Origin of the sequence: Paenibacillus peoriae KCTC 3763 (assembly GCF_000236805.1) — a bacterium.
GTDB classification, from domain to species: Bacteria; Bacillota; Bacilli; order Paenibacillales; family Paenibacillaceae; genus Paenibacillus; species Paenibacillus peoriae.
In genome coordinates this window covers 87,192-109,292 of record NZ_AGFX01000047.1, presented here as the reverse complement: position 1 = coordinate 109,292, position 22,101 = coordinate 87,192, and the positions used below count along the sequence as shown (strand labels likewise).

General features: G+C 46.5%; 9 protein-coding genes. 8 read left to right on the top strand and 1 reads right to left on the bottom strand.

Annotated features, from left to right (window positions below; all coding sequences use genetic code 11):
- The first annotated feature begins 129 nt into the window (after positions 1 to 129).
- From KQI_RS0125125 to KQI_RS0125105, 5 genes are all read left to right on the top strand, one after another.
- Positions 130 to 1,680 (top strand): glycosyltransferase, encoded by a 1,551-nt coding sequence (locus KQI_RS0125125; protein ID WP_010349659.1) that lies wholly within the window; start codon positions 130 to 132, stop codon positions 1,678 to 1,680.
- Positions 1,681 to 1,722: 42 nt separating this feature from the next.
- On the top strand, positions 1,723 to 2,856 hold the full coding sequence (gene rffA / locus KQI_RS0125120) for a dTDP-4-amino-4,6-dideoxygalactose transaminase (RefSeq protein ID WP_010349658.1): 1,134 nt from the start codon (positions 1,723 to 1,725) through the stop codon (positions 2,854 to 2,856).
- 15 nt (positions 2,857 to 2,871) lie between these two features.
- Positions 2,872 to 3,594, top strand: a complete 723-nt coding sequence (locus KQI_RS0125115; protein WP_010349657.1) for a GNAT family N-acetyltransferase — start codon at positions 2,872 to 2,874, stop codon at positions 3,592 to 3,594.
- A 210-nt stretch (positions 3,595 to 3,804) separates the two neighbouring features.
- The gene (locus tag KQI_RS0125110) at positions 3,805 to 4,896 is read left to right on the top strand and encodes a hypothetical protein (RefSeq protein WP_010349656.1); all 1,092 of its coding nucleotides are present in this window, start codon (positions 3,805 to 3,807) and stop codon (positions 4,894 to 4,896) included.
- 271 nt (positions 4,897 to 5,167) lie between these two features.
- Positions 5,168 to 5,365: a cold shock domain-containing protein gene (locus tag KQI_RS0125105; RefSeq protein ID WP_007432685.1), complete on the top strand. Its 198-nt coding sequence runs from the start codon at positions 5,168 to 5,170 to the stop codon at positions 5,363 to 5,365.
- 184 nt (positions 5,366 to 5,549) lie between these two features.
- On the opposite strand, the gene KQI_RS0125100 is transcribed toward KQI_RS0125105, so the two are convergent.
- Positions 5,550 to 16,625, bottom strand: coding sequence for an isopeptide-forming domain-containing fimbrial protein (locus tag KQI_RS0125100; protein ID WP_010349655.1), 11,076 nt, complete (start codon positions 16,623 to 16,625; stop codon positions 5,550 to 5,552).
- A 453-nt stretch (positions 16,626 to 17,078) separates the two neighbouring features.
- Between KQI_RS0125100 and hpf the strand changes: the two genes are divergently transcribed.
- From hpf to prfB, 3 genes are all read left to right on the top strand, one after another.
- Positions 17,079 to 17,633, top strand: a complete 555-nt coding sequence (gene hpf / locus KQI_RS0125090; RefSeq protein ID WP_010349653.1) for a ribosome hibernation-promoting factor, HPF/YfiA family — start codon at positions 17,079 to 17,081, stop codon at positions 17,631 to 17,633.
- Between the two features lie 367 nt (positions 17,634 to 18,000).
- Positions 18,001 to 20,451 (top strand): preprotein translocase subunit SecA, encoded by a 2,451-nt coding sequence (gene secA / locus KQI_RS0125085; RefSeq protein ID WP_010349651.1) that lies wholly within the window; start codon positions 18,001 to 18,003, stop codon positions 20,449 to 20,451.
- Positions 20,452 to 20,967: 516 nt separating this feature from the next.
- Positions 20,968 to 22,081, top strand: a protein-coding gene (gene prfB / locus KQI_RS0125080; RefSeq protein WP_138984832.1) for a peptide chain release factor 2 whose coding sequence is annotated in 2 segments (ribosomal slippage) — positions 20,968 to 21,039 and positions 21,041 to 22,081 — 1,113 coding nt in all. Because the reading frame shifts where the segments join, the coding sequence is not laid out codon by codon here.
- The last annotated feature ends 20 nt before the right edge of the window (positions 22,082 to 22,101 follow it).

Below are 22,101 nucleotides of genomic sequence, written 5' to 3'. Positions count from 1 at the left end.
GTGTTTTTTTATCCAAAATTAGAGTTGCTTTTTGGGTATGAAAGGGGAGAAAAAGGGACTGTCTGGCTTTTTAAGCCTAAATGCGGTTTCCTCTGTAACTCCTAATTATAAAAAGAAAAGGGGTTCCTGATGAGCTATTCCGAGGCAACGCTTGAAATAAAAAAAATACTCTCAAATGATAAATTATCAAATGTAGAAGTATACAAATTACTGGACCATGAACTAACCAAATTGGATGGAAACTTTGAAAGTATAGATTCAAATAGTCGTCAAGTGATAGTAACTGAAATTGAACAAATGATATCAGATTATAAGAATTGGGGACCATATTTAACGTCATTTTTACTCACATGTACAAAGGATCAGAAGTTTTTGGATGGTATTTTTGGATATATAGAGAAAGAAGAAAGGATAGATGTGCTTCATTTTATTTACTGGCAAATTACGAGCTTTCTTTTTACTACTCCTAAGTTGAAAACGGAACAAAACACTAACAGATTGAGAAGGATATATCGAAAATATTTTGAGTATTTTAATAAACAAATTGCAAACGAGGCGAATTGGATTCCTTATGAAGAACGCAACCAAGATCTTGTAGTTGTTGTAGCTGGACAGATGATTTCTATGGTACATAGCCCAACACAAGTAGCGCTAGATCATTGCAGGGCTTTATATAATCTCAAAAAAAATATTTATCTTATCAATACCGCAGACATGCCGCGATCTATAGCCACGCCTTATTTCGGAGTTGTCCTATCTAATTATGTTGAGGGGTACAATCAAACTGATAAGCTAGTGTATGAAGATTTGAGTATTCCATTCTTTCAATGTCAAAAGGAAATGCCAAATGGTGCCCAGATATCAGAGCTAATCCAAATGATATTACATTTAAAGCCGCTCTTTGTTTTATCTGTCTCAGGCTCAAATGTAAGCGCCGACCTATTTTCTAATTTTGTGCCTGTTATCACTCTGCCATTAGCTTATGAACTTCCCATCTCCGAGAGCACATTTTCAATTTTGCCCAGAAAAATAAACACAGTAGATTTGAACACGCTAGAAGAATTAGATAGATCTCGGGAATCCGTTATTGAAAGTGTGTTTACTTATAAATATACGCCTCCGCAGACTAAAATGCATAGAGAGTATTGGGGGTTAGGAGAGGATAATTTTGTATTGGCCATAGTAGGTAATCGCCTTGATACGGAGCTAGACGATTCTTTTTTAACAGAACTAGACGATCTTTTGAAATGTAATGATCATGCTCGCATTATGTTTATAGGTGATCTTAAAAATTATAAAAGGATAACGAATCGATATATCACTCTTGATAAACAATCTGTCCATGTCGGAGTTCAAAGGGACTTAGCCGCTGTTTATGAAGTGTGTGACGCGTATTTAAACACAATTCGATCTGGAGGTGGCACTTCTGCAGCCATTGCTTTACGGCAAGGACTACCCGTTTTTACATATGCTTTCGGGGATGTTGCTCACACGGCAGGAGAGTACTATCATATTAACAGTTTTGATGATGTGAATACATTTATAAAAAAATGGGGAGATCCCGCATTTAGGGAACACGAAAAATCTGCAGCAATAAACAGGGCGAGTGAAATCTTTGATAGTGAGAAGGTTATGAGTGAAGTTATAGAGACTATGACTAAATCACCCCACTTTTATTAAGCTGAATGGGAATCACATAATTTGCTGAAATGAGAGATGATAATGTTAAACTTCAATGTACCAGCGATAGTAGGTAACGAAGAGGATTACATCAAAGAATCATTTTCTAGTGGACATCTTTCGGGGGACGGAAAATTTACTCGTCTATGTGCAAACTGGTTTGAAAGAACTTTTAATGTGAAAAAAACACTAATAACGACTTCTTGTACGCATGCTCTGGAGATGGCTGCCATTCTCTTGGATATTCAACAAGGAGACGAAATTATCATGCCTTCTTATACTTTTGTATCTACTGCAAATGCCTTTGCCTTAAGAGGAGCTACAATTGTGTTCGTGGATATTCGGCCTGATACTATGAATATCAACGAAAATCTTATAGAAGATGCGATCACAGATAAAACAAAAGCAATTGTCCCGGTGCATTATGCCGGAGTAGCTTGTGATATGGATAAAATTTTGGATTTAGCGAATAGATATAATTTGGCAGTTGTAGAGGATGCTGCACAAGGAATTCTTAGCGAATATAAAGGAAGGAAACTGGGGACCCTTGGTCATTTAGGATGCATTAGCTTCCACGAAACCAAAAATGTTCATTGCGGAGAAGGCGGAGCTTTGTTGGTTAATGATGAAACATTTATGGAGAGGGCTGAAATAATACGTGAGAAAGGGACAAACAGATCCAAATTTTTTAGAGGTCAGGTAGATAAGTATACTTGGGTTGACATAGGTTCTTCCTACCTTCCTAGCGAGTTGAACACTGCCTTTTTAATGGCACAACTTGAAGCCTCAGAAATGATTACAAGTAATAGATTGGTTAGCTGGAATTTATATTTTAAGCTATTACAACCTTTGAGTGAACTAAATTTAATTGACTTACCAGTTATACCTCTTGATAGTACTAATAATGCTCATATGTTTTATATTAAAGTAAGAGATTTAGAAATAAGAACCGAATTATTAAATTTTTTGAGAAGGCATGAAATCATGGCTGTTTTTCATTATGTACCGCTTCATAGTTCCGAGGCAGGTTTAAAGCGTAGTTTATTTAGTGGTAAGGATGTCTATACAACTAGAGAGAGCGAACGTTTAATTAGATTACCTCTCTATTTTAATATGAAAGAGTCAGATATAAATACAATTGTAGATTGTATATACAAATTTTTTTCAACAGTATAGTTGGAGGGATTTAGGATGCTGAGGCTGCTGCATTGGGATTCTAATTTTTTTGCTATGAATATGGCGGAAGTTTCAACTACTGCCCCAGTTACAAGCTCATATTTTCACCATTTTATAGATGAGCATCAATTGGATTTTATACAAGCACTCTGTAAAATTGATGATATAAAAACTGTTCGTTTTCTGGAAAGTGAAAATTTCCATATGGCGGATATTAAGGTGACATTTGAGATCGGAATAGACACTAATACACAAAATAAAAGTTCTCTCGTATTAGCCACAGAGCATGACTTTCAAGTTTTACAAAATATGATGACTGGATTATTTAAGGAGAGTAGATACTCTTGTTATCAACATATTTTTGGTATGGGAAAAGTGGATGAGTTGTATAAACTATGGATGGAAAAGTCTATTACTGGTTCGTTCGATGATTATTGTCTTGTCATTAAATTAAATGAAGAAATTATTGGATTCGTGACAATTAAAGAAAACTTAATAGATAGAAAGGCAAGAATCGGTCTTTTAGGGATTGATCTGAAACATCAACGTAATGGAATGGGCGCGAAGTTGCTAACAGAGTTAAAAGTGTTTCTTGAATCCAGGCCCATTAATCAACTAGTAGTTTCAACACAAGGGCGAAATTACAATGCAATGAATTTATATATAAAGTGTGGTTATAGAATCAAAGAAATGGAAAGTTGGTATTATTGGACAAGAAGCCGGAAAGAAGATGTGTAGACGAACCTTCCTTGTTTCCCCAGAGGATGACAGTACTCTCTTTTTTGAGGAGAGTACTGATCAAGGTTCGTTCATAGATCCAACACCAGATCGTACAGGACGAAAAACTTAGAATAAAGGATAATCAGGTTTTATGGAGAATTGTTAAATTATTCATATATTTTTTGAATATATGAATAATTTTTCAATATTTGAGAAGGGATGATGTGTATGAAGTGGGGAAAGTATTTTATCGGAATCTTACTGGTCTTTTTAGTTCTAGGCAGTACGTCAGTAGCTCCAGCCTCTGTTGAGGCCAACTCGTCAAGTACTATAACGAAGGATGCTGCGACAACGTCTCTTTCTACCAATACAACTCAAGCATTGGAGCCTACCAGTACGACTGAAGCTGTATATGGTGAAACTCTTAAAGTGAACCCTCATCGTGCTTCATTAATGTCTAATTTTAATGTGAGCGGTGATCTTATGAGTTTTACTGATTCATTGACGACAGCTGATCCAACAGATTTCTGGTTTTTTAGCGTACCTACGGATAGAAGCATCCTGGCTCAGATCAGATCAAGTAATCCCAATTATAGATTTGATTTGTATTCGATTGATTGGAGCACGGGTACAGCAAGCCTGACCGGTTTTGGAGGAAAGGCCTCTGAATTGAAGTTTGCTACAGATTTAAAAGCAGGGGACTGGGGACTTCGTGTTACTTCCACGGGAACGGTGGGTGAGAGTTATAGCATCCACATGAATGCGGCCTCGCCAGCGGATTCACCGATTAATGGTAAGTCAGCTAGACTAACCTCCTACTCTAACAATTTAATATATACGGTAATTGAGTATCCGAACGGAGATATTAAGGTGAATGGTGCTCAAATTGCCAATACGACGACGGCCAATCCGAACTTGGATTGGAGCAGGGAATTTTACTTCTCCTACGGCGGTAGTTATAATTCAAGAACTCATGATGTATCAGAAGTCCGGGTTAAAAGCATCACTACGCCTGTGAAATATACTTCAAATTATGCAAGCTCGGATAATGCGGTTTTAATTGTTCTAAATGAAGGGACGCTTTTCACCTATTTTGAATCAGCATATAGTTCTGGCAATCCACCGTATCACAGTTCCTCTTTCGTTGACACCAATGGCAGAGTTACTCCAAGACGGTTGGATTTTATTGATATGAGTGGAGATCCAGATATTCTTGTATATGATCTGGATAAAAAGAAAGTAATTGATTTTGCAAGTAGCTTGAACTATTACTATGCGAAAGGGATTGAGCCGAACCCAACGGTAGTTTACTATAATTAAGTAAAATGGGACGCAACAAAAAAACTTAATGAAATATTCTTTTATGTGTTTCAAACATCAAAAAAAGAGTTTACTATACAAGTATAGTAAACTCTTTTTTGCTTAATATACCATTCCAACCTATAGGAATAGAGTGTTTTAATATTGAAAATGGAATAACTATGTATGAAAACATTATCAATTCCAATTGACAATGGATAAGTTTGGGTGGTATAGTCGGAAATGTGGGCGAGAGCTTCACTTCATTTGATAACGAAGGGAATGTTAGTGCATGCAAGGTAAAGTAAAATGGTTTAACGCTGAAAAAGGTTATGGTTTCATTGAAACTGCTGAAGGCGGCGACGTATTTGTACATTTTTCCGCAATTCAAACAGAAGGTTTCAAAACGCTTGAAGAAGGACAAGACGTGGAGTTCGATATTGTCGAAGGCGCACGTGGACCACAAGCCGCTAACGTAACCAAATTATAATCATCCCCGGCATAGCCGACCTACATAATTGGTAAGATGGTTAGCAATGGATAACACGCTAGCAACTGCCCTGGAATGCATTCCAGGGCTTTTTTATATTTTCAGAATACATAAGGATTTTTTCAAAACCCCAGCATAAAAAGAGCCCCTTACACGGTGGTAAGGAAGCTCTGGGTAAGGGGAATTATTCTACAGAACCGTCGAAGTCAGCCATCTCCACAAAAATAGTATTGGAGGAAGCAGATTGTTTTTCTATGCGTCCGTCGGGATAACGGAATTGATAGCGCAGGATAGTCTGGGCTATCAGATAAGGACGCAGCGCGGTTTCAATATCAAAAGAGAAGACGATGACAGCTTGATGGTTTGGATCAAGGCGGCCCAATGGGAGACCTTGAAGCAGCTTAGGATACGGAAGCGGTACAGAGTTTACGGTAACGGTTCGCAATAAAAGGAAATCCTCGGCTGCGAATGGTGCAGTGAGCAGTAGCTCCTCCAGCGGAGTATTGCCGATGTTTTCCACATGGACGGTGAAGGACAAGGTGTCCTCTTCCCCAACACGCAGAGCGCTGGGGCTAAGTGTAAGCTTAGGAATGGCTGCAATAACGGTCACGCCGATGGTGTTGGATTGGGTGCTTTCCGGGATGGTCTCTCCTCCACTACGACGTGAGGTGTATTCGATGGTGGCCTGGTTACTGAAGGCTCCTTCAGCAGGAGCTTCCCGGACTAACGCCTGTAGCGTAAGAGTGAGCGTTTCGCCTGGTGCAATTTCTGGAAGAGTAATACCTGTGCCAGGATTAGCACCTGGCTGTGCTTTATCTTGAATAGTCAGGCTGTTAGGTACATAAATCAATCCTTGTGACAACAGGTCTGTGAACAACGGATATTGTGCCGAGATCCCGCCTTTGTTCGTTACCTGTATGATAAATGTGAGTGTGTCGCCTACAGAGGCTTCTGTGGTGTTCACCTTTTTGACTAATTCGAGCAGTGGGAATACGACTGGAATCGTAATGGTATTGGTAGTCAGTGTACCCGATACGGGTCTTCCTCCAGGCAGCATAAATGAGTAGGCAAAGGTAGCTTGATTTACGATGTAGCCAGACGGAGGTGTCTCCGATACGCTCACTTGGTAAGTCAGTGTCAACGATTGTCCTGGCTCCACAGATCTAAGGTTGACACCAACCGCTAGATTGGCTCCCGGCAGAGATTGACCGTTCAACTGCAGGCTGCCAGGAATGAACAGGGTTCCGGCCGGAATGAAATTTTGCAAAGTAGCTTCGGTAGTTACGTTGCCAAAGTTGTTAAGTTGGACCGTATAGGTAAGGGTCTCCCCGGCAATGGCCTCTGTATTCTCGGTGGAGATTCTGGCGGCAAGCTGTGGATCGAGAACGGATACAATCACGGTGTTGCTGGTGATTTCGCTCGCGCCATTGCTGTCGGCATAGCGAAGCTGCACGCTATTATTTAGACGGCCACCGACAGGCAGAGACTGAACGTTCACGATGTAGGATATATTCACCGTCTGTTCCGGCTGCAGGCTGCCGACAAATAATGGTTCGCCCGGCTTGCTGGAGGCGGGTGGGGAACCGTTAATTCTCAAGCTGCCCGGGTCTATGATGGCTTTATCTGGCACATAATCAGCTAATACTACATCGGTAATGACTGTCCCACCGTCGTTAACAAGGATTAGCTGATAAGGCACTGCATCTCCAAGCGCAACGGTAGATACTGTCGTGCTTAGCACGGCTGATAAGGCACCTTCTACAGGTGGGTCTACCTTAACAGAGACCGAAGGCGAAGTGGCTTCCAGCTGTATATTACGTCCATTCGGCAGTTGGTAGGAGTAAGCCAATGAAGCTTGATTTATTAGTGTGCCCGATTCCGGGGAACGGACGATAAGAGCGGAGAAGACGGTAGTTGTTCGTTCTCCTGGTGCAATTGCACCTAGGGTAATGCCTTGCCCTGGACTGACACCGTACCTAGGAACTCCATTCACCGTAACTGACCCGGGGACAAAAGACAGCTCCGGTGGCAGGGAATCCGTCAACAAGCCAAGGGCGCCGATGTTTCCGGTATTTTCCGCAATTATGGTGTAGGTGATGCTTTGGCCTGGCTGTACACTCTCTGTGTCGGCTGTTTTTGTCAGCTTCAGAACAGGCTGGAGTATGGCAACCGTTACAGCGTTGGATAGAATTGCACTCGCTTCTTCTCCATTCGTCAGTAAAAGGCGGGCCTGATTGGTACGTGGTCCTGGCTGCTCTGTCACTGCAATACGGACTTCAAAGGATATGACGGTCTTCGTGTTTGCTTCTAACGGTGGCAAAGGTATACCGCTGCGAGGATCGCCTTCTGATATTGCTGTTCCGTTAATCTGAACTGAACCTGTAACAAATTCGATATCCTCTGGCAGGGTGTCCAGCAAACGGGCATCTTGCACGGTATTCGTGTCCTCGTTGAGGATCACGAGTTCATAGGTCAAGGTATCTCCAGCAGTGGCAAAAGGTGAACTTACGCTTTTATTTAAAGTGATGTTTAGAGATGAAACGGCAACCTCGACGATGTTGGATAAATGGAAACCTCCTGCCTCTCGTCCATCTGGTGCATTAAAGCGATAATCTACCTCAGCCTGATCTACCAGCAGTACGGATACAGGAATGGAAGATACCAGCACCTGGAAGGTAACGGTTGCTGATTGTCCTGGTGGTATGGCTGGAGTCAGGATACCTGTAACTGGACTTGCACCGGGAGCAACAATGCCGTTAATCGACACTGTGTTCGGAAGGAATACAGAGCCGTCTGGAATATTGTCGCCCACAGTAGTCGAGGCTGTAATGTTTCCAGTGTTGGATACGACGATCGTGTAAGTGATGATGTCTCCAATTGTGGCATTGTTGGTACTGCTTGTTTTGACTGCTGTCAGGATCGGCTGGAAGACTGGGATGGTCACGATATTGGATGTTGAGCTGCCTGTAAATACGCCATTGGTAAAGCTGACAGAAGCCTGATTGGACAATTGCGGTGGTGTCGGCAAGGAGTCCACTCGAACCTGGAACGTGACGGTTGTAACTGCTCCAGGAGTGAGCGTGCCAATGGAAATTCCAAATCCGGGATTTCCATCAGGGAAGGCAGTTCCGTTTATAGTAACACTGCCATTCACAAAGGAGCTTCCCGCTGCAATCGTGTCTGAGACCACTATATTACTGGCTGTACTGATTCCATTGTTGGAGACAGCCAGTGTATAGGTGATGATATCGCCGATAATGCCATCGGTAGCCGCTGTCCCTTTTACGATGATGACGTCAGGTGAGGATACAGAGATGCTGAGTGAATTGGATACCACAGATCCAGATAGGGTCCTTCCATCCGGCGGTTGAAATGTGAATGATCCAGATGCCTGATCAGTCAATACCTGTGGATTAGGCAGAGAATTAATAACAGTCTGGAAAGTTACGGATACCGTTCCGCCTGGCAATACAGATCCAACTGGAACGCCTGTTTCGATGGACAATCCAGGCTGTGGGCTGCCGGCAATGCTGACACTGTTGGCAAGGAAAGACGATCCAGCCGGGATGTTATCACTGATGGTAAGAGCTGCCGCAATATTACCGCTATTCATGGCTGTAATTGTGTAGGTCAGTGTATCACCGACAGAGGCGTTAAGGGTGTTGGATGTTTTGGTAAGTGCAATGAGCGGCTGGAATACAGGTACGATTAGTGGATCGGAAAAGGCGGTCCCAGTGAATGTTCCGCTAGTAAACGTAACGGCTGCGATATCTGTGAGCAGTGGAGGCTGCGGCAAAGTCTGGACAGTTGTCTGGAAACTGACGATGAATGTATTTCCAGCTGCAACGTTTCCAATGGCAATTCCGGCGACCGGAGAGGCGTTAGGGAAGGCCACGCCGTCGATGAGAACACTACCTGGGACAAAGGAGGTTCCAGACGGAATCGTATCGGTTACAACGGTATCTGTGACCGAATCTACACCACTATTTGTGACGCTCAGTGTGTATCTGATCGTATCGCCGACTACAGCGGCTGCCAAGCTGGATGTTTTCGTCACCTGGACATTAGGTGCGGATACGCTAACATTGACTGTATTTGATGTGACAGAACCGCTCAGAACTCTACCGTCGGGCGGTGAGTAGGTAAAGTTCGCTTGCGCAAGATCAGTCAGTACAGGTGGGGTTGGCAGAGACGAAACGACCGTTTGGAAGCTTACTACGATACTGCTTGAAGGAGCGAGTGAGCCGAGTGTAATACCTGTAACTGGCGAGGCTCCCGGTACAATGATGCCGTTAACAACGACGCTATTAGGCAGTAGTTCAGAGCCAGTAGGGATATTATCCGACAGCACAGGTATAACGGCGATATTACCAGTATTGGTTAACGTCAGTGTGTAGAGCAGCGTCGAGCCAATCTGCGTGCTGACCGTATTGGCAGTCTTGGTCAAGCTGATGATCGGCTGATATACCGGCAGGGTGACTGGATCAGACTGAGAAGACGAGATCAACGCGCCTGAAGTGAAGCTAACGGTCGCCTGATTGGTAATCTGCGGCGGCTGAGGCAGACTGACGACAGAAGCTTGAAATGTGACGGTTGCTGAACTACCCACGGCAATGGTGCCAATAGGAATACCGGAGATGGGTGACGAGGCAGGCACAGATGTTCCATTCACGGTTACACTGCCGGGAACAAAGCTGGTACCGGGTGGCATCGGATCAGATACGACGGTATTGGCCACTTGGCTGATACCGTTATTTGTAGCGATCACAGTATACGTAATGGTATCTCCGACCACGGCATCGGTAGCAGAGGCTGTTTTGACAACGTCGACATCCGGCGAAGAGACGGAGACGGTCACCGTTGGAGATATCGCGTTTCCGGTTAGCACACGGCCATCCGGTGGTTGGTAGCTGAAAGCGGCAGTTGCCTGATTGACCAGTGTACCTGATACGGGCAGTGAGGTAATGACTGCCTGGAAGGTCAGAGCGACGGTCGTAGCAGCACCTATGATACCTAATGGAATCCCGATGGTTGGATCTGAACCAGGCGCGGCGGTGCCATTGATCACTACACTGTTGGCGACAAAGGCAGCCCCGGCTGGAATCGGATCACTAAGGACGGTATCTACGCCGATGTTTCCAGAGTTTGTAACTGAGAGCGTATAGGTGACCGTATCTCCAACCGTAGCCCTTCCCGTACCCGCGTTTTTGGCTACGGTAACGATGGGTTGATACACAGGAATGGTTACGGGAGTGGATACAGAGAATCCATTAAAGGCGCCTGAAGTGAAGCTGACTTTGGCTTCATTGGTAATGGACGCTGGTGACGGCAGGGATTGTACGTTAAGCAAAAAGCGAATGGTCGCACCGCCACCAGCACCAAGTGTCCCGACAGGAATGCCGTTTTGCGGGTTGGCTGAAGCAACAGGCGTGCCATTGATTGTAACGCTACCCGGTACAAATGCGGTTCCGAAAGGAATGGTATCGGTAACGATTACGTTCGTAACGGGGTCAAGTCCATTATTAAAGGCAGTAATGACGTATGAAACAGAATCACCCACGACAGCGTCAGCGACATTAGCCGCCTTCGTCACGGTTACATTCGGCGAAGAGATCGGGATGGATACAGGCTGTGCTGACCCGCTTCCGGTCAACGTTCGTCCGTCCAGCAGTTGGAACGTATAGTTCACATTGGCCTGGTTGGTCAGTATGGAGCCAGGTGGTACAGATATGACTACGGCGCTGAACGTGACAGTTACCGTAGTACCGGGTGCAACTGAACCGATATTAATTCCCGAAATTGGGTCCGCTCCGGGCATAGGCGCTCCGTTGACCAGGACGCTATTTTGATTCAGGCTGAGTGAGCTGGACAGCAGATCAAGCACGACCGTTTGTGCTGGCGTGTTGCCGGTATTGGTTACCGTAATGACAAAACCAAGCGTATTTCCTACGGTCGCCCGATCTGCGCTGAGGGTATTGGTTACATTCAAAATCGGCTGCAATACAGGCAGGCTGACCGGATTCGAGATGGATTGCCCTGCGAAAGCCCCTGAATTAAAGGAGACGGTCGCCTGATCCGTTGACAAACCTGATGCCGGTAAGGATGTTACCGTGGCCTGGAAGGTGACCGTTACCGAGCTGGCAGCAGGGATAGAGCCGACGGCAACGCCTGTAGCGATGTTGGCTCCCGGTATAGTGACACCGTTTACTTGTACGGAGTTAGCTACAAAGGTAGTCCCGTCAGCAATCGGATCAATAAAGACGGCTCCTGTCACAGGTGTAATGTCGTTGTTCACTGCGGTAATCGTATACGTAATGGTATCTCCGAAGGCGACGGCAGTTTGGTTGACCGTTTTGGTCACGGCGACATTAGGATTGGATACAGGTATGAAAACCGGATTCGATTGAACACTTCCGTTCAAGGTTCGACCGTCCGGCGGCTGGAAGGTGAACGTGGCAGAGCCTTGATTTAATAGGCCTAAGCCGACTGGGACCGCATTAATAATGACCTGAAAAGTGAGAGAGACAGAGGCACCCGCAGCAATGCTTCCAACTGACACCCCTGTTTGGGGTGTGGCTCCAGCAACAGGCAGACCGTTTACGGTGACACTGTTGGGTACAAAGGAAGAGCCAGATGGAATGGCATCGGTGAAGGTAGCAGTCGCTGCTAAATTCCCGGTATTTTGGGCAGTCAGTGTATAGACTACGGTATCTCCGACAGTTGCTTGACTCGTATTTGCGGTTTTAACAAGGCTGATAATAGGCTGGTATACGGGCACGACAACCGTGTTGGAGAGGGATGTGAAGTTCAGTGTGCCACTGGTAAAAGAAACGGAAGCCTGATCGCTCAATTGCGGCGGCTGAGGCAGGCTGTTGACCAATACGGAAAAAGTGACGGTTGTTGACGCACCCGCAGCGATCGAGCCAACTGGAATTCCTGTCAGGGGACTGGCTGACGGTAGCGTTGCTCCATTAACGATAACCGAGCCAGGAACAAAGGCAGAACCTGTCGGAATGGTATCAGTTACGCGAACGTCTGTCACGGTTTCGATGCCGCTGTTGGCAGCTGTAATGGTGTAGGTTAGCGTATCACCAGGAACCGCGTCAGTGGCCGAAGCACTTTTGGTAACCAGCACATCCGGTGACGACACAGGAATTGTAACAATATTGGACGAAACATTGCCGTTAACAACCCGGCCATCCGGCGGTTGAAAGGAAAAGCTGATATTCGCCTGGTCGGTGAGTTGGGGAGGTAAAGGCACGGAAGTAATCACCACCTGAAAAGTTGTTTGGACCACGGCTCCGGGGATAATGGAGCCAATAGACAGACCTGCTGCGGGACTGGCGCCTGGAACAGGAGTACTGTTAACGATTACACTGTTCGGCAATAGTGCCGAGCCTGCAGGGATATTGTCTGTCAATGTGGCAGTAGCAGCTATGTTACCGCTGTTGGTCACCGCCACGGAATACGTTACGATATCGCCAACTGTTGCCCGCATGGGATTAGCCGTTTTACTTACGGCTAGCACCGGAGCATTGATGGCTACTGTTACCGCGTTGGATATGGACACACCCGAAAAAGCACCGCTGGTGAAGCTGGCACGTGCTTGGTTGGTGAGCTGCGGCGGACTTGGCAATGGAGAGGATACCGTCACCCTGAAAGTGATCGTAGCTCCCCCTCCTGCGGCAATGCTACCGATCGGGATACCTAGAGACGGATTTCCGCTGGCCACGGTGGAGCCATTCAGCGTCACGCTGCCCACCGTAAATTGGGAGCCGGACGGGATAGGATCGGAAACAACTACATTGTTTACCGTCTCGATTCCATTGTTGAGTACGGTAAGGGTATACAGCACTGAATCACCCGGAATGGCGGTAGAACGATTAGCTGTTTTGGATACGGACACATTCGGCGCAGACACAGGAATGGATAATACGTTGGACGACGTGCTAGCTGTTCGTACCCGTCCATCGGGCAAGGTGAAAGAAATCGCAGCAGCAGCTTGGTCTGTCAGTTGGGCTGGTGTTGGGAGAGAAACCACTACGGTTTGGAACGTTAGCGTAATGGGGCTTTGCGTCGATACGGTGCCGATGAAAATACCTGCTGCCGGGCTGGCCCCAGGCTGACTGACGCCATTGATAACCACGCTGTTCTCTATAAATGTTGATCCGGCAGGAATAGCATCAGTCAGCGTCACAGAAGCATTATAGTTGCCGCTATTTGTGACCAGCAATGTGTACAGAATCGTGTCGCCTATCGTAGATGCTGTTGTATTCGCAGATTTGGCTACACTGATGCGAGGCTGATACACCGGTACAGAGACGGTATTTGTCTGAGAAGTACCGGTAAAGGTGCCGCTGGTGAAGCTGACGCTGGCTGTATTTTGCAGTGGCTGTACGGACGGTACGGCATTGACCAGTACAGCGTAGGACACCTGCACAGATGCGCCTGATCCGATGTTGCCAACCGGAATACCGATTCTAGGGTCGGCTGTGCTCACAGACGAACCGCCAATGGTCACGCTGCCGGGTACAAAGGACACGCTCCCGGGGAGCGGATCAGTAATGACGGTGTTGGTAATCGGGTCAATCCCGTTGTTGACAGCAGTCACGCTGTAGGTCAGCGTTTCACCTACACTAACGGATGTAAAGCCGGCAGATTTGGTTACCGCTACGCTAGGCAGAGAAACGGACACGGAAACAATATTGGATAGAAGCGAGCCGGAAAGAGTTCTCCCGTCTTGCAGTTGATACGTATATTGAAGCAGTCCCTGATCGTTGAGTCCGCCTCCGGGTGGCAGGGAATCAACAGTTGTTCTGAAAGACACCGTGATCTGTGCGCCGGGATTTACGGTGCCTACCGAGATCCCTGTGTTCGGATTGGCACCTGGTACCGAGGAGCCTCCGACAATGACACTCCCCGGAATAAAGGTGGAGCCTGCCGGTACGGTTTCAGTCAAGGTTGTATTTAAGACGGCTGTTCCGGTATTGGCAATCAAAAAAGAATAGGTGATCGTTCCGCCTACGCTGGCACGATTGGAACTGGCGCTTTTGGTAATGGCTGGAGCTGCAATCACGACAGGAATGGTTACAAGATTAGACAAGGATGATCCGGCAAAGGAGCCGGATGTGAAGCTGACGGTTGCCCGGTTGTTGATCTGTGCAGGAGAAGGCAGCGAGTTAATTACAGCCTGAAATACAACCGTAACCGATGCACCTGGAGCCAACGTGCCAATCGGAATTCCGTTCACAGGCGTAGCTGTTGAAGATGCGGTTCCGTTTACAGTGACGCTGCCGGGTACAAAGGCCACTCCGGTTGGCAGCGGATCAGTGACCACGACGTTGGTCACATTCTCGATTCCATTATTCGTAGCGGTTATCGTAAACTGAACGGTTTCTCCAACGGCAGCCGCCGCCAGCGAAGAGGCCTTGGTCACGTTCACATTCGGCGAAGATACCGGAATGGTGAGCGTGTTGGACGTACCGCTTCTGTTCAATACACGTCCGTCAGGCGGTGTAAAGGTAAATGTGTAAGTCGCCTGATCGGTCAGATTTCCAGAGGCAGGAACAGAATTGACAAGTGTCCGGAAGGTCACCGGTATTGTAGCATTGGGATTGATGGTGCCTACCGAAAAGCCTGTAGCGGGATTGGCAGAAGGCACGGAAGAGCCGCCAATGGTCACACTGCCGGGGATAAACGATGATCCGGCCGGAATACTCTCTGTAAAGCTGAGATTAGCAGCAATGCTGCCTGTATTGGATATCAGGAACGAGTACGTAATGGTGTCCCCGACGGTAGCAGCTGTTGTATTGGCACTTTTAACAATCCCGATGACGGGCTGATAGATCGGCGTACTCGCCGTGTTGGACGGAACATTACCAGAAATGACAGGCCCACCTGGAACAGTTTGGAAGGAAAAGGACGCCGATGCCTGATTGCCTAGTTGAGCGTTTGCTGGCAATGAAGTGACCGTTGCGCGGAATGTAATAGTCACCGTGGAAGCAGGAGCTACGCTGCCCACTGTGATTCCGGTGGCAGGATTGGCTGTCAGCTGGGCTGTGCCCGCGACAATGACGCTTCCGGATACAAAGGTGGCCCCTGCAGGTATGGTGTCGGTAAGCACAGTGTTGGAAGCGCTGACTAGTCCTGTATTCGAAATGTTAATGGTATAGGTAACGGTATCGCCAATAACCAAGTCCGCGGCACTGGCCGTTTTAGTCAGAGTCACCAGTGGGGCATTGATATCAATTTGAATTGCGTTGGCATTGACGACGTAAATATCGCCATCGGTTGTCAGTTGGAGGACACCTGAGGTTTGGCTGTTGAGTAGCGTGGAGGAAATATCGACATTGGTGATGTCCCAGCCTTGCCGCCCACCTGTGACCTGTGTTCCAGGTGCCCCATTCACGGCATTGGTAGTGCCGAATGTCCCTGTCGTGACCAGTGTGCCGTCGTCCCCGTTAATCTGCGAAGCGAAAAAATTAGTTGAGAAATTGTTGGGCCCAGACAGTGCAGTCAAGCTGGATGTGGTAGGTCCAAACAACGCACGATCCCCGGTGATATCCACGTCACCCTCTTGGGCGCAAATCAATGCTCTGCCGCGCAGGGCCCCTTGTACTGGCGTGGCAAAGCCGCTCACTACAACGTTGACCGAGCCTGTATCGCTACTGACCCCTTCGCCACCCACGCGCAGCGACAGATTGCGGAAGGGCAGAGACGGGTTATTGTACACCACAGCCAGCGTCCAGCCCGCGTGGTTGGTGTTTGTGGAATCGGGAACCGTGATGGTACCCGTCACATTTCCGACCGTGTATGCCCCTGCGCCGCCTTGAATGACCAGGTTCGTCACATTCGCCGTTCTTACATAAATACTGAGACTGGTTACATTGACCGATGTTGCAGAATCAGGACTGACTGTAGTAGATAAAGCGGGTGTCTGAAAAGTGACCGGGTTGTTGGCGCTGGACAATACATTGGTGCTGCCGTTGGCATAGCTTCCTCCCCAAATAAGTTCTGCATACAGCACCGTACTGCCCGCAGGAAGCACAAGGAATGCTGTTGATGAGTTACTTGTAAATGCAGAGGTAGTGCCAAATGGATACGTGCCGAAGCGAGAAGCTGTATTGGTTGTGATGAAAGCGCCGATGCTGGTTACAGTTCCCGGTACTCCTGCCGAATTGGAACGCGCCAGTCCAAGTGTATTTCCGATAAAGGTGACAGCCCCCGTCTGGTTCGTTACGTAACGCTGAATAAAAGCCATGGATTAGCTTCCTACTTTCCATCCCTTCCCATCCGCTATACTTGGAGGATCTTCGACTGGGAAGAGCCAGCTAAGCTGGATGTAATAATCCTTTCGTATAAATTGCCTGCAATATAGCATAACCAGGCCATTGCATACATCAAAATCTCCTGTACCCGTTTCGGCGAGAAAAGGCATCCCTCCCTGTTCCAAAATAAGTAGCTGAGGCATGAAGCACAGATGGTTGCTGATCACGATACACGATACTGCCAGAGCAAATTTTTTATATATGCGCTCATTATTCAAATGTGTATGCGAGCTAATATTAAACATTACTTTTTCAAAGGATGGCGTTACCAGAGGCGTTTTATCGAAATATGAAGAATTTTGTAAAATAACTTCGAAATGTTGGGTGTTTTTTTTACTTGGCGTTAACATATGTGTTATACTGAAGGGGCAAAGGAGGCGTGCCCTATGAACTTAACAGTACGAGGTCAACAGATCGAGGTTACCGACGCTTTGAAGGACTACGTTGATAAGAAATTCAGCAGACTTGAAAAGTATTTCGATGCACCCCCGACGTCTGACGGAAGTGTAACGTTAAGCACAACCAGAGATTTGCACACTGTAGAAGTAACCATTCCTTTGCCGGGGCTTGTACTCCGTGCCGAAGACGAAAGCGATGACATGTATGCGTCCATTGATGCCGTGGTAGACAAGCTTGAGCGGCAAATCCGCAAGAACAAAACCAAGCTAAACCGAAAATTCCGTCAAAAAGGCAGTTTGAAAACTCTTTTTGTGGAAGATCCGGCAGGCAATGTGGTTGTAGCTGAGGATGCAGAATTGGATGAGCTGGAGGTCGTTCGCACCAAGCGCTTCTTATTGAAGCCTATGGATGTGGAAGAAGCTATTCTTCAAATGAACATGGTTGGACATAATTTCTTCGTATTTGCCAATATCGATAACGAAGAGGTCAGCGTAGTTTACAAACGCAATGATGGTAAGTATGGTCTGATCGAACGGGAATAGCCTGAAGCAGAAGCTTATTGTAATTTTAAAATGAATAGTACATTTTTAATGCAAGCATGTTTTATGGATATTAGGGAAAATGATAATAACGACGAGCCTTATCCCTGCGAATCTGGCGGGGTAAGGCTCTTTTATATGTGTCTTTCTTGCGTCAATTGCTCTGGTATCTTTAACCTGATGCAATTCCAGAGGCTGCTTGTGTTGCGGCATGTCCTACAAACTGTTACAATTTATGCAAAGAACATCGCACGATGGGCTGGTACAGCCGGGCCTGTCAAACATATCAGGAATCAATTTCATCATGGACCCTTTCTTATTGTGAGATTGATTTCTATTAATTAATTGTTTTGCGTGAAAGGGGTAAACCATGCTAGGAATTGTCAAGAAAATTTTTGGTGATACAAATGAACGTGACGTCAAGCGTTTAATGAAGACGGTTGAACTGATCAATAAAATAGAGCCGGATTTTGAGAAGCTCTCGGATGAGGAACTGAAAGCAAAGACGGCGGAGTTTAGAGAGCGGATTGAACAAGGCACTGCGGCTGAAGAAATTCTGCCGGAAGCTTTTGCAACCGTTCGTGAAGCGTCCAAGCGGGTGCTGGGCAAACGTCATTATGATGTCCAGATGCTGGGCGGTATTGCGCTGCATGAAGGTAAGATTGCTGAAATGAAAACCGGTGAAGGTAAAACGCTGGTAGGTACGCTGCCGGTTTATTTGAATGCGTTGTTGGGCAAAGGCGTGCACGTGGTTACGGTCAATGACTATTTGGCACAGCGTGACAGCGGAGAAATGGGACAAGTCTACAACTTCCTGGGGATGACTGTAGGGCTGAATTTGGCGAACATGGATCATGCCGCCAAGCAGGAAGCTTACGCCTGTGACATCACATACGGTACGAATAACGAGTTTGGATTCGATTATCTGCGCGATAATATGGTGCTTTACAAAGAACAGATGGTTCAGCGGCCATTGTACTTCTGTATCATTGATGAAGTGGATTCCATTCTCGTCGATGAAGCTCGTACACCATTGATTATTTCAGGACAAGCTCAAAAATCGACAGAGCTGTATTTCGCAGCTGATCGTTTTGTGAAGAGCCTGAATGTTGAAGAAGATTACACACTGGATATCAAGGTGAAGTCGGTTGCCTTGACTGAAAACGGCGTATCCAAGGCTGAAAATTTCTTCGGACTGGAAAATCTCTACGATCAGGAAAGTGTGACAATCAACCACCACATTGTACAGGCATTGAAGGCTAATGCCATTATGCGCCTGGATGTGGATTATGTCGTTGCTGAGGGTGAAGTCCTGATTGTCGATGAGTTCACAGGCCGTCTGATGGCTGGACGTCGCTACAGTGATGGTTTGCATCAGGCCATTGAAGCAAAGGAAAACATCATTGTACAAAATGAAAGCATGACGCTGGCGACGATTACATTCCAAAACTACTTCCGTATGTACCGCAAATTGGCGGGTATGACGGGTACAGCGAAAACAGAAGAAGAAGAATTCAAAAAAATCTATGGTCTGGAAGTACTCCAGATTCCAACGAATCGACCTAACCAGCGTGTAGATATGCCTGACGTTGTATACAAGAGCGTAAAAGGCAAATTCCATGCAGTAGTGGATGAAATTCTGGAGCGTAACAAAAAGAATCAGCCGATATTGGTAGGTACGATTTCTATCGAAAACTCGGAGCTGCTTTCTGAGATGCTGAAACGCAAAGGCGTTCGTCATAAGGTGCTTAATGCCAAGTATCACGCCGAGGAAGCTGAGATTATTTCCCGCGCAGGTGAAGCTGGCTCGGTTACTATCGCTACCAATATGGCAGGACGTGGTACTGACATCGTACTGGGCGAAGGCGTATCAGAACTCGGTGGATTGCATATCATCGGTACAGAGCGTCATGAATCCCGCCGTATTGATAATCAGCTTCGCGGACGTGCAGGACGTCAGGGTGATCCAGGGTCCACACAGTTTTACTTGTCACTCGGCGATGAATTAATGAAGCGTTTTGGTGCGGATAACGTATTGAATATGATGGAGCGCTTGGGCTTTGAAGAGGACCAGCCAATCGAGAGCCGCATGATTACACGTGCTATTGAATCAGCGCAAAAACGCGTCGAAGGCAATAACTTTGATCAGCGTAAAGTCGTTCTCCAGTATGATGATGTCATGAACCAGCAGCGTGCTATTATCTACAAACAGCGTCGTGAAGTGCTGGAATCGGAGAATATCAAGGAAATTGTGTTTGATATGATCAAGCCTGTCATTGAGCGTGTGGTGGAAGCTCATTGCGGGGATGACATTCCTGAAAACTGGGAGCTTGAAGCAGTTGCAGAGTATGTGAATAACAACCTGCTTGAGGAAAATACACTTACTCGTGACGATCTGTGGGGCAAGGAAAGAGAAGAGATGGTAGAAATGATCTTCGAGAAAGTTACCGACAGATACCATAGCCGTGAAGAGATGATTGGCGAGGAAATGGTACGCGAGTTCGAGAAGGTTATCGTACTGCGTGCGGTTGATAGCAAATGGATGGATCATATTGATGCTATGGATCAATTGCGTCAAGGCATTCACTTGCGTGCATACGGCGGTACGGATCCGTTGCGTGAATACCAATTTGAAGGCTTCGAAATGTTCCATGCGATGATCGGCAGCATCCAGGAAGAAGTATCGACATACATCATGAAAGCACAAATTGAATCCAACCAAGAGCGTCAGGCTGTCGTTGATGAAGATAAAATCTCGACGAGTGGCGAACCTGCTGCACCTAAAAAGAAATCCGCCCCTTCGCGTCCGCGCAGAGGTTAATGAATTGAATGAAGGGATATTTTTAGAGATACAACATCCCCTGTAATGCATATAATGGCAGGCGGCAGTTCATTCACTGACCGTCGGCCATTTTTGTGCCATACAGGGAGCAACTCGGATTTTTCGGCAATGCTTTTTCGTTGGAGAACGAGTTGAATATTTCTATACCCGCGAAAGTTATCCCTGTATCTAATAATTATGACAAACAAGCAGGTCCCTGCTTGTTTGTCAGTTAATTCAGCTCTTGACTCGGCTCGCATATCAGAGCCAGCTATTTAAAAGTCGTTTGACTTTACGGCGGTCGGCAGCGGAGCGAAGGATTTGAATCTGGAGAAGCGCCAGCGTTCGCCTTTGCAGTGGGATGCCCACCTTTATAAGGTGTTATTTTAATTAGGGCATCTCACTGCAACAGCGATCGTAAGATCAAATCATTCGCGCAGCGCCTCGTCTCCCACCAGCTGTAACTCACAACGCGCTTTCACTCCCCCTAACCATATATTAAAGGAGAATAACATCATGATTGATCCAAGTGTAAAACATGATTTACGAGAAATAGGCAAGAAACTAACAAACCTTAGGGGGTCTCTTTGACTTAGATCTCAAACAGGAAATGATCGCGAACTTTGAGGAAAAGATGGCTGCGCCTGATTTTTGGGATGATAACGAAAAGGCCCAAGATGTAATTGCCGAAATGAATGCTGTAAAGTCTTCTGTGGACAGCTATGAACAGCTTCGTCAGGAATATGAAGACGCAGGCATGATGGCTGAGCTGGCTGATGAGGAAGGCGATGAAACACTGGTTGGAGAAATTGAAAACAGTGTTAGATCCCTGCTGAGCAAATTGCAGGAGTTTGAACTGCAGTTGCTTTTAAATCAGCCCTATGACAAGCTTAATGCTATTCTGGAGCTGCATCCGGGAGCAGGCGGGACCGAGTCTCAGGACTGGGGCCAAATGCTGCTACGCATGTATACACGCTGGGCAGAAAAACGGGGCTTTAAGGTGGAAACCCTGGATTATCTGGCAGGTGATGAAGCGGGGATCAAGAGTGTAACCCTGTTGATCAAAGGTTATAATGCCTACGGTTATCTTAAAGCGGAGAAAGGCGTGCATCGGCTTGTTCGCATCTCTCCATTTGATTCCTCCGGTCGTCGGCATACATCGTTCGTATCCTGTGATGTGGTACCGGAAATTGCGGATGATGTGGATATTGAGATTCGCACGGAAGATCTTAAAATTGATACGTACCGGGCCAGCGGTGCGGGGGGTCAGCATATTAATACGACCGACTCAGCTGTTCGGATTACGCATTTGCCTACCGGTATTGTCGTGACTTGTCAAAATGAACGTTCTCAGATCAAGAACCGTGAACGTGCGATGACGATGCTTCGTTCCAAGCTCTATGAACGCAAGATTGAAGAACAACGGCAACATTTGGACGAAATCCGTGGAGAACAGTCTGATATTGCATGGGGGAGTCAAATTCGCTCCTACGTGTTCCATCCATACAGCATGGTCAAGGATCATCGTACCAGTGTGGAAACAGGCAACGTAGGGGCTGTTATGGATGGTGATCTCGATCCGTTCATCGACGGTTACCTGCGCAGTCAAATTAAGCTGGACGCAGAATAATAGCCTGTACGTCTTTCCTA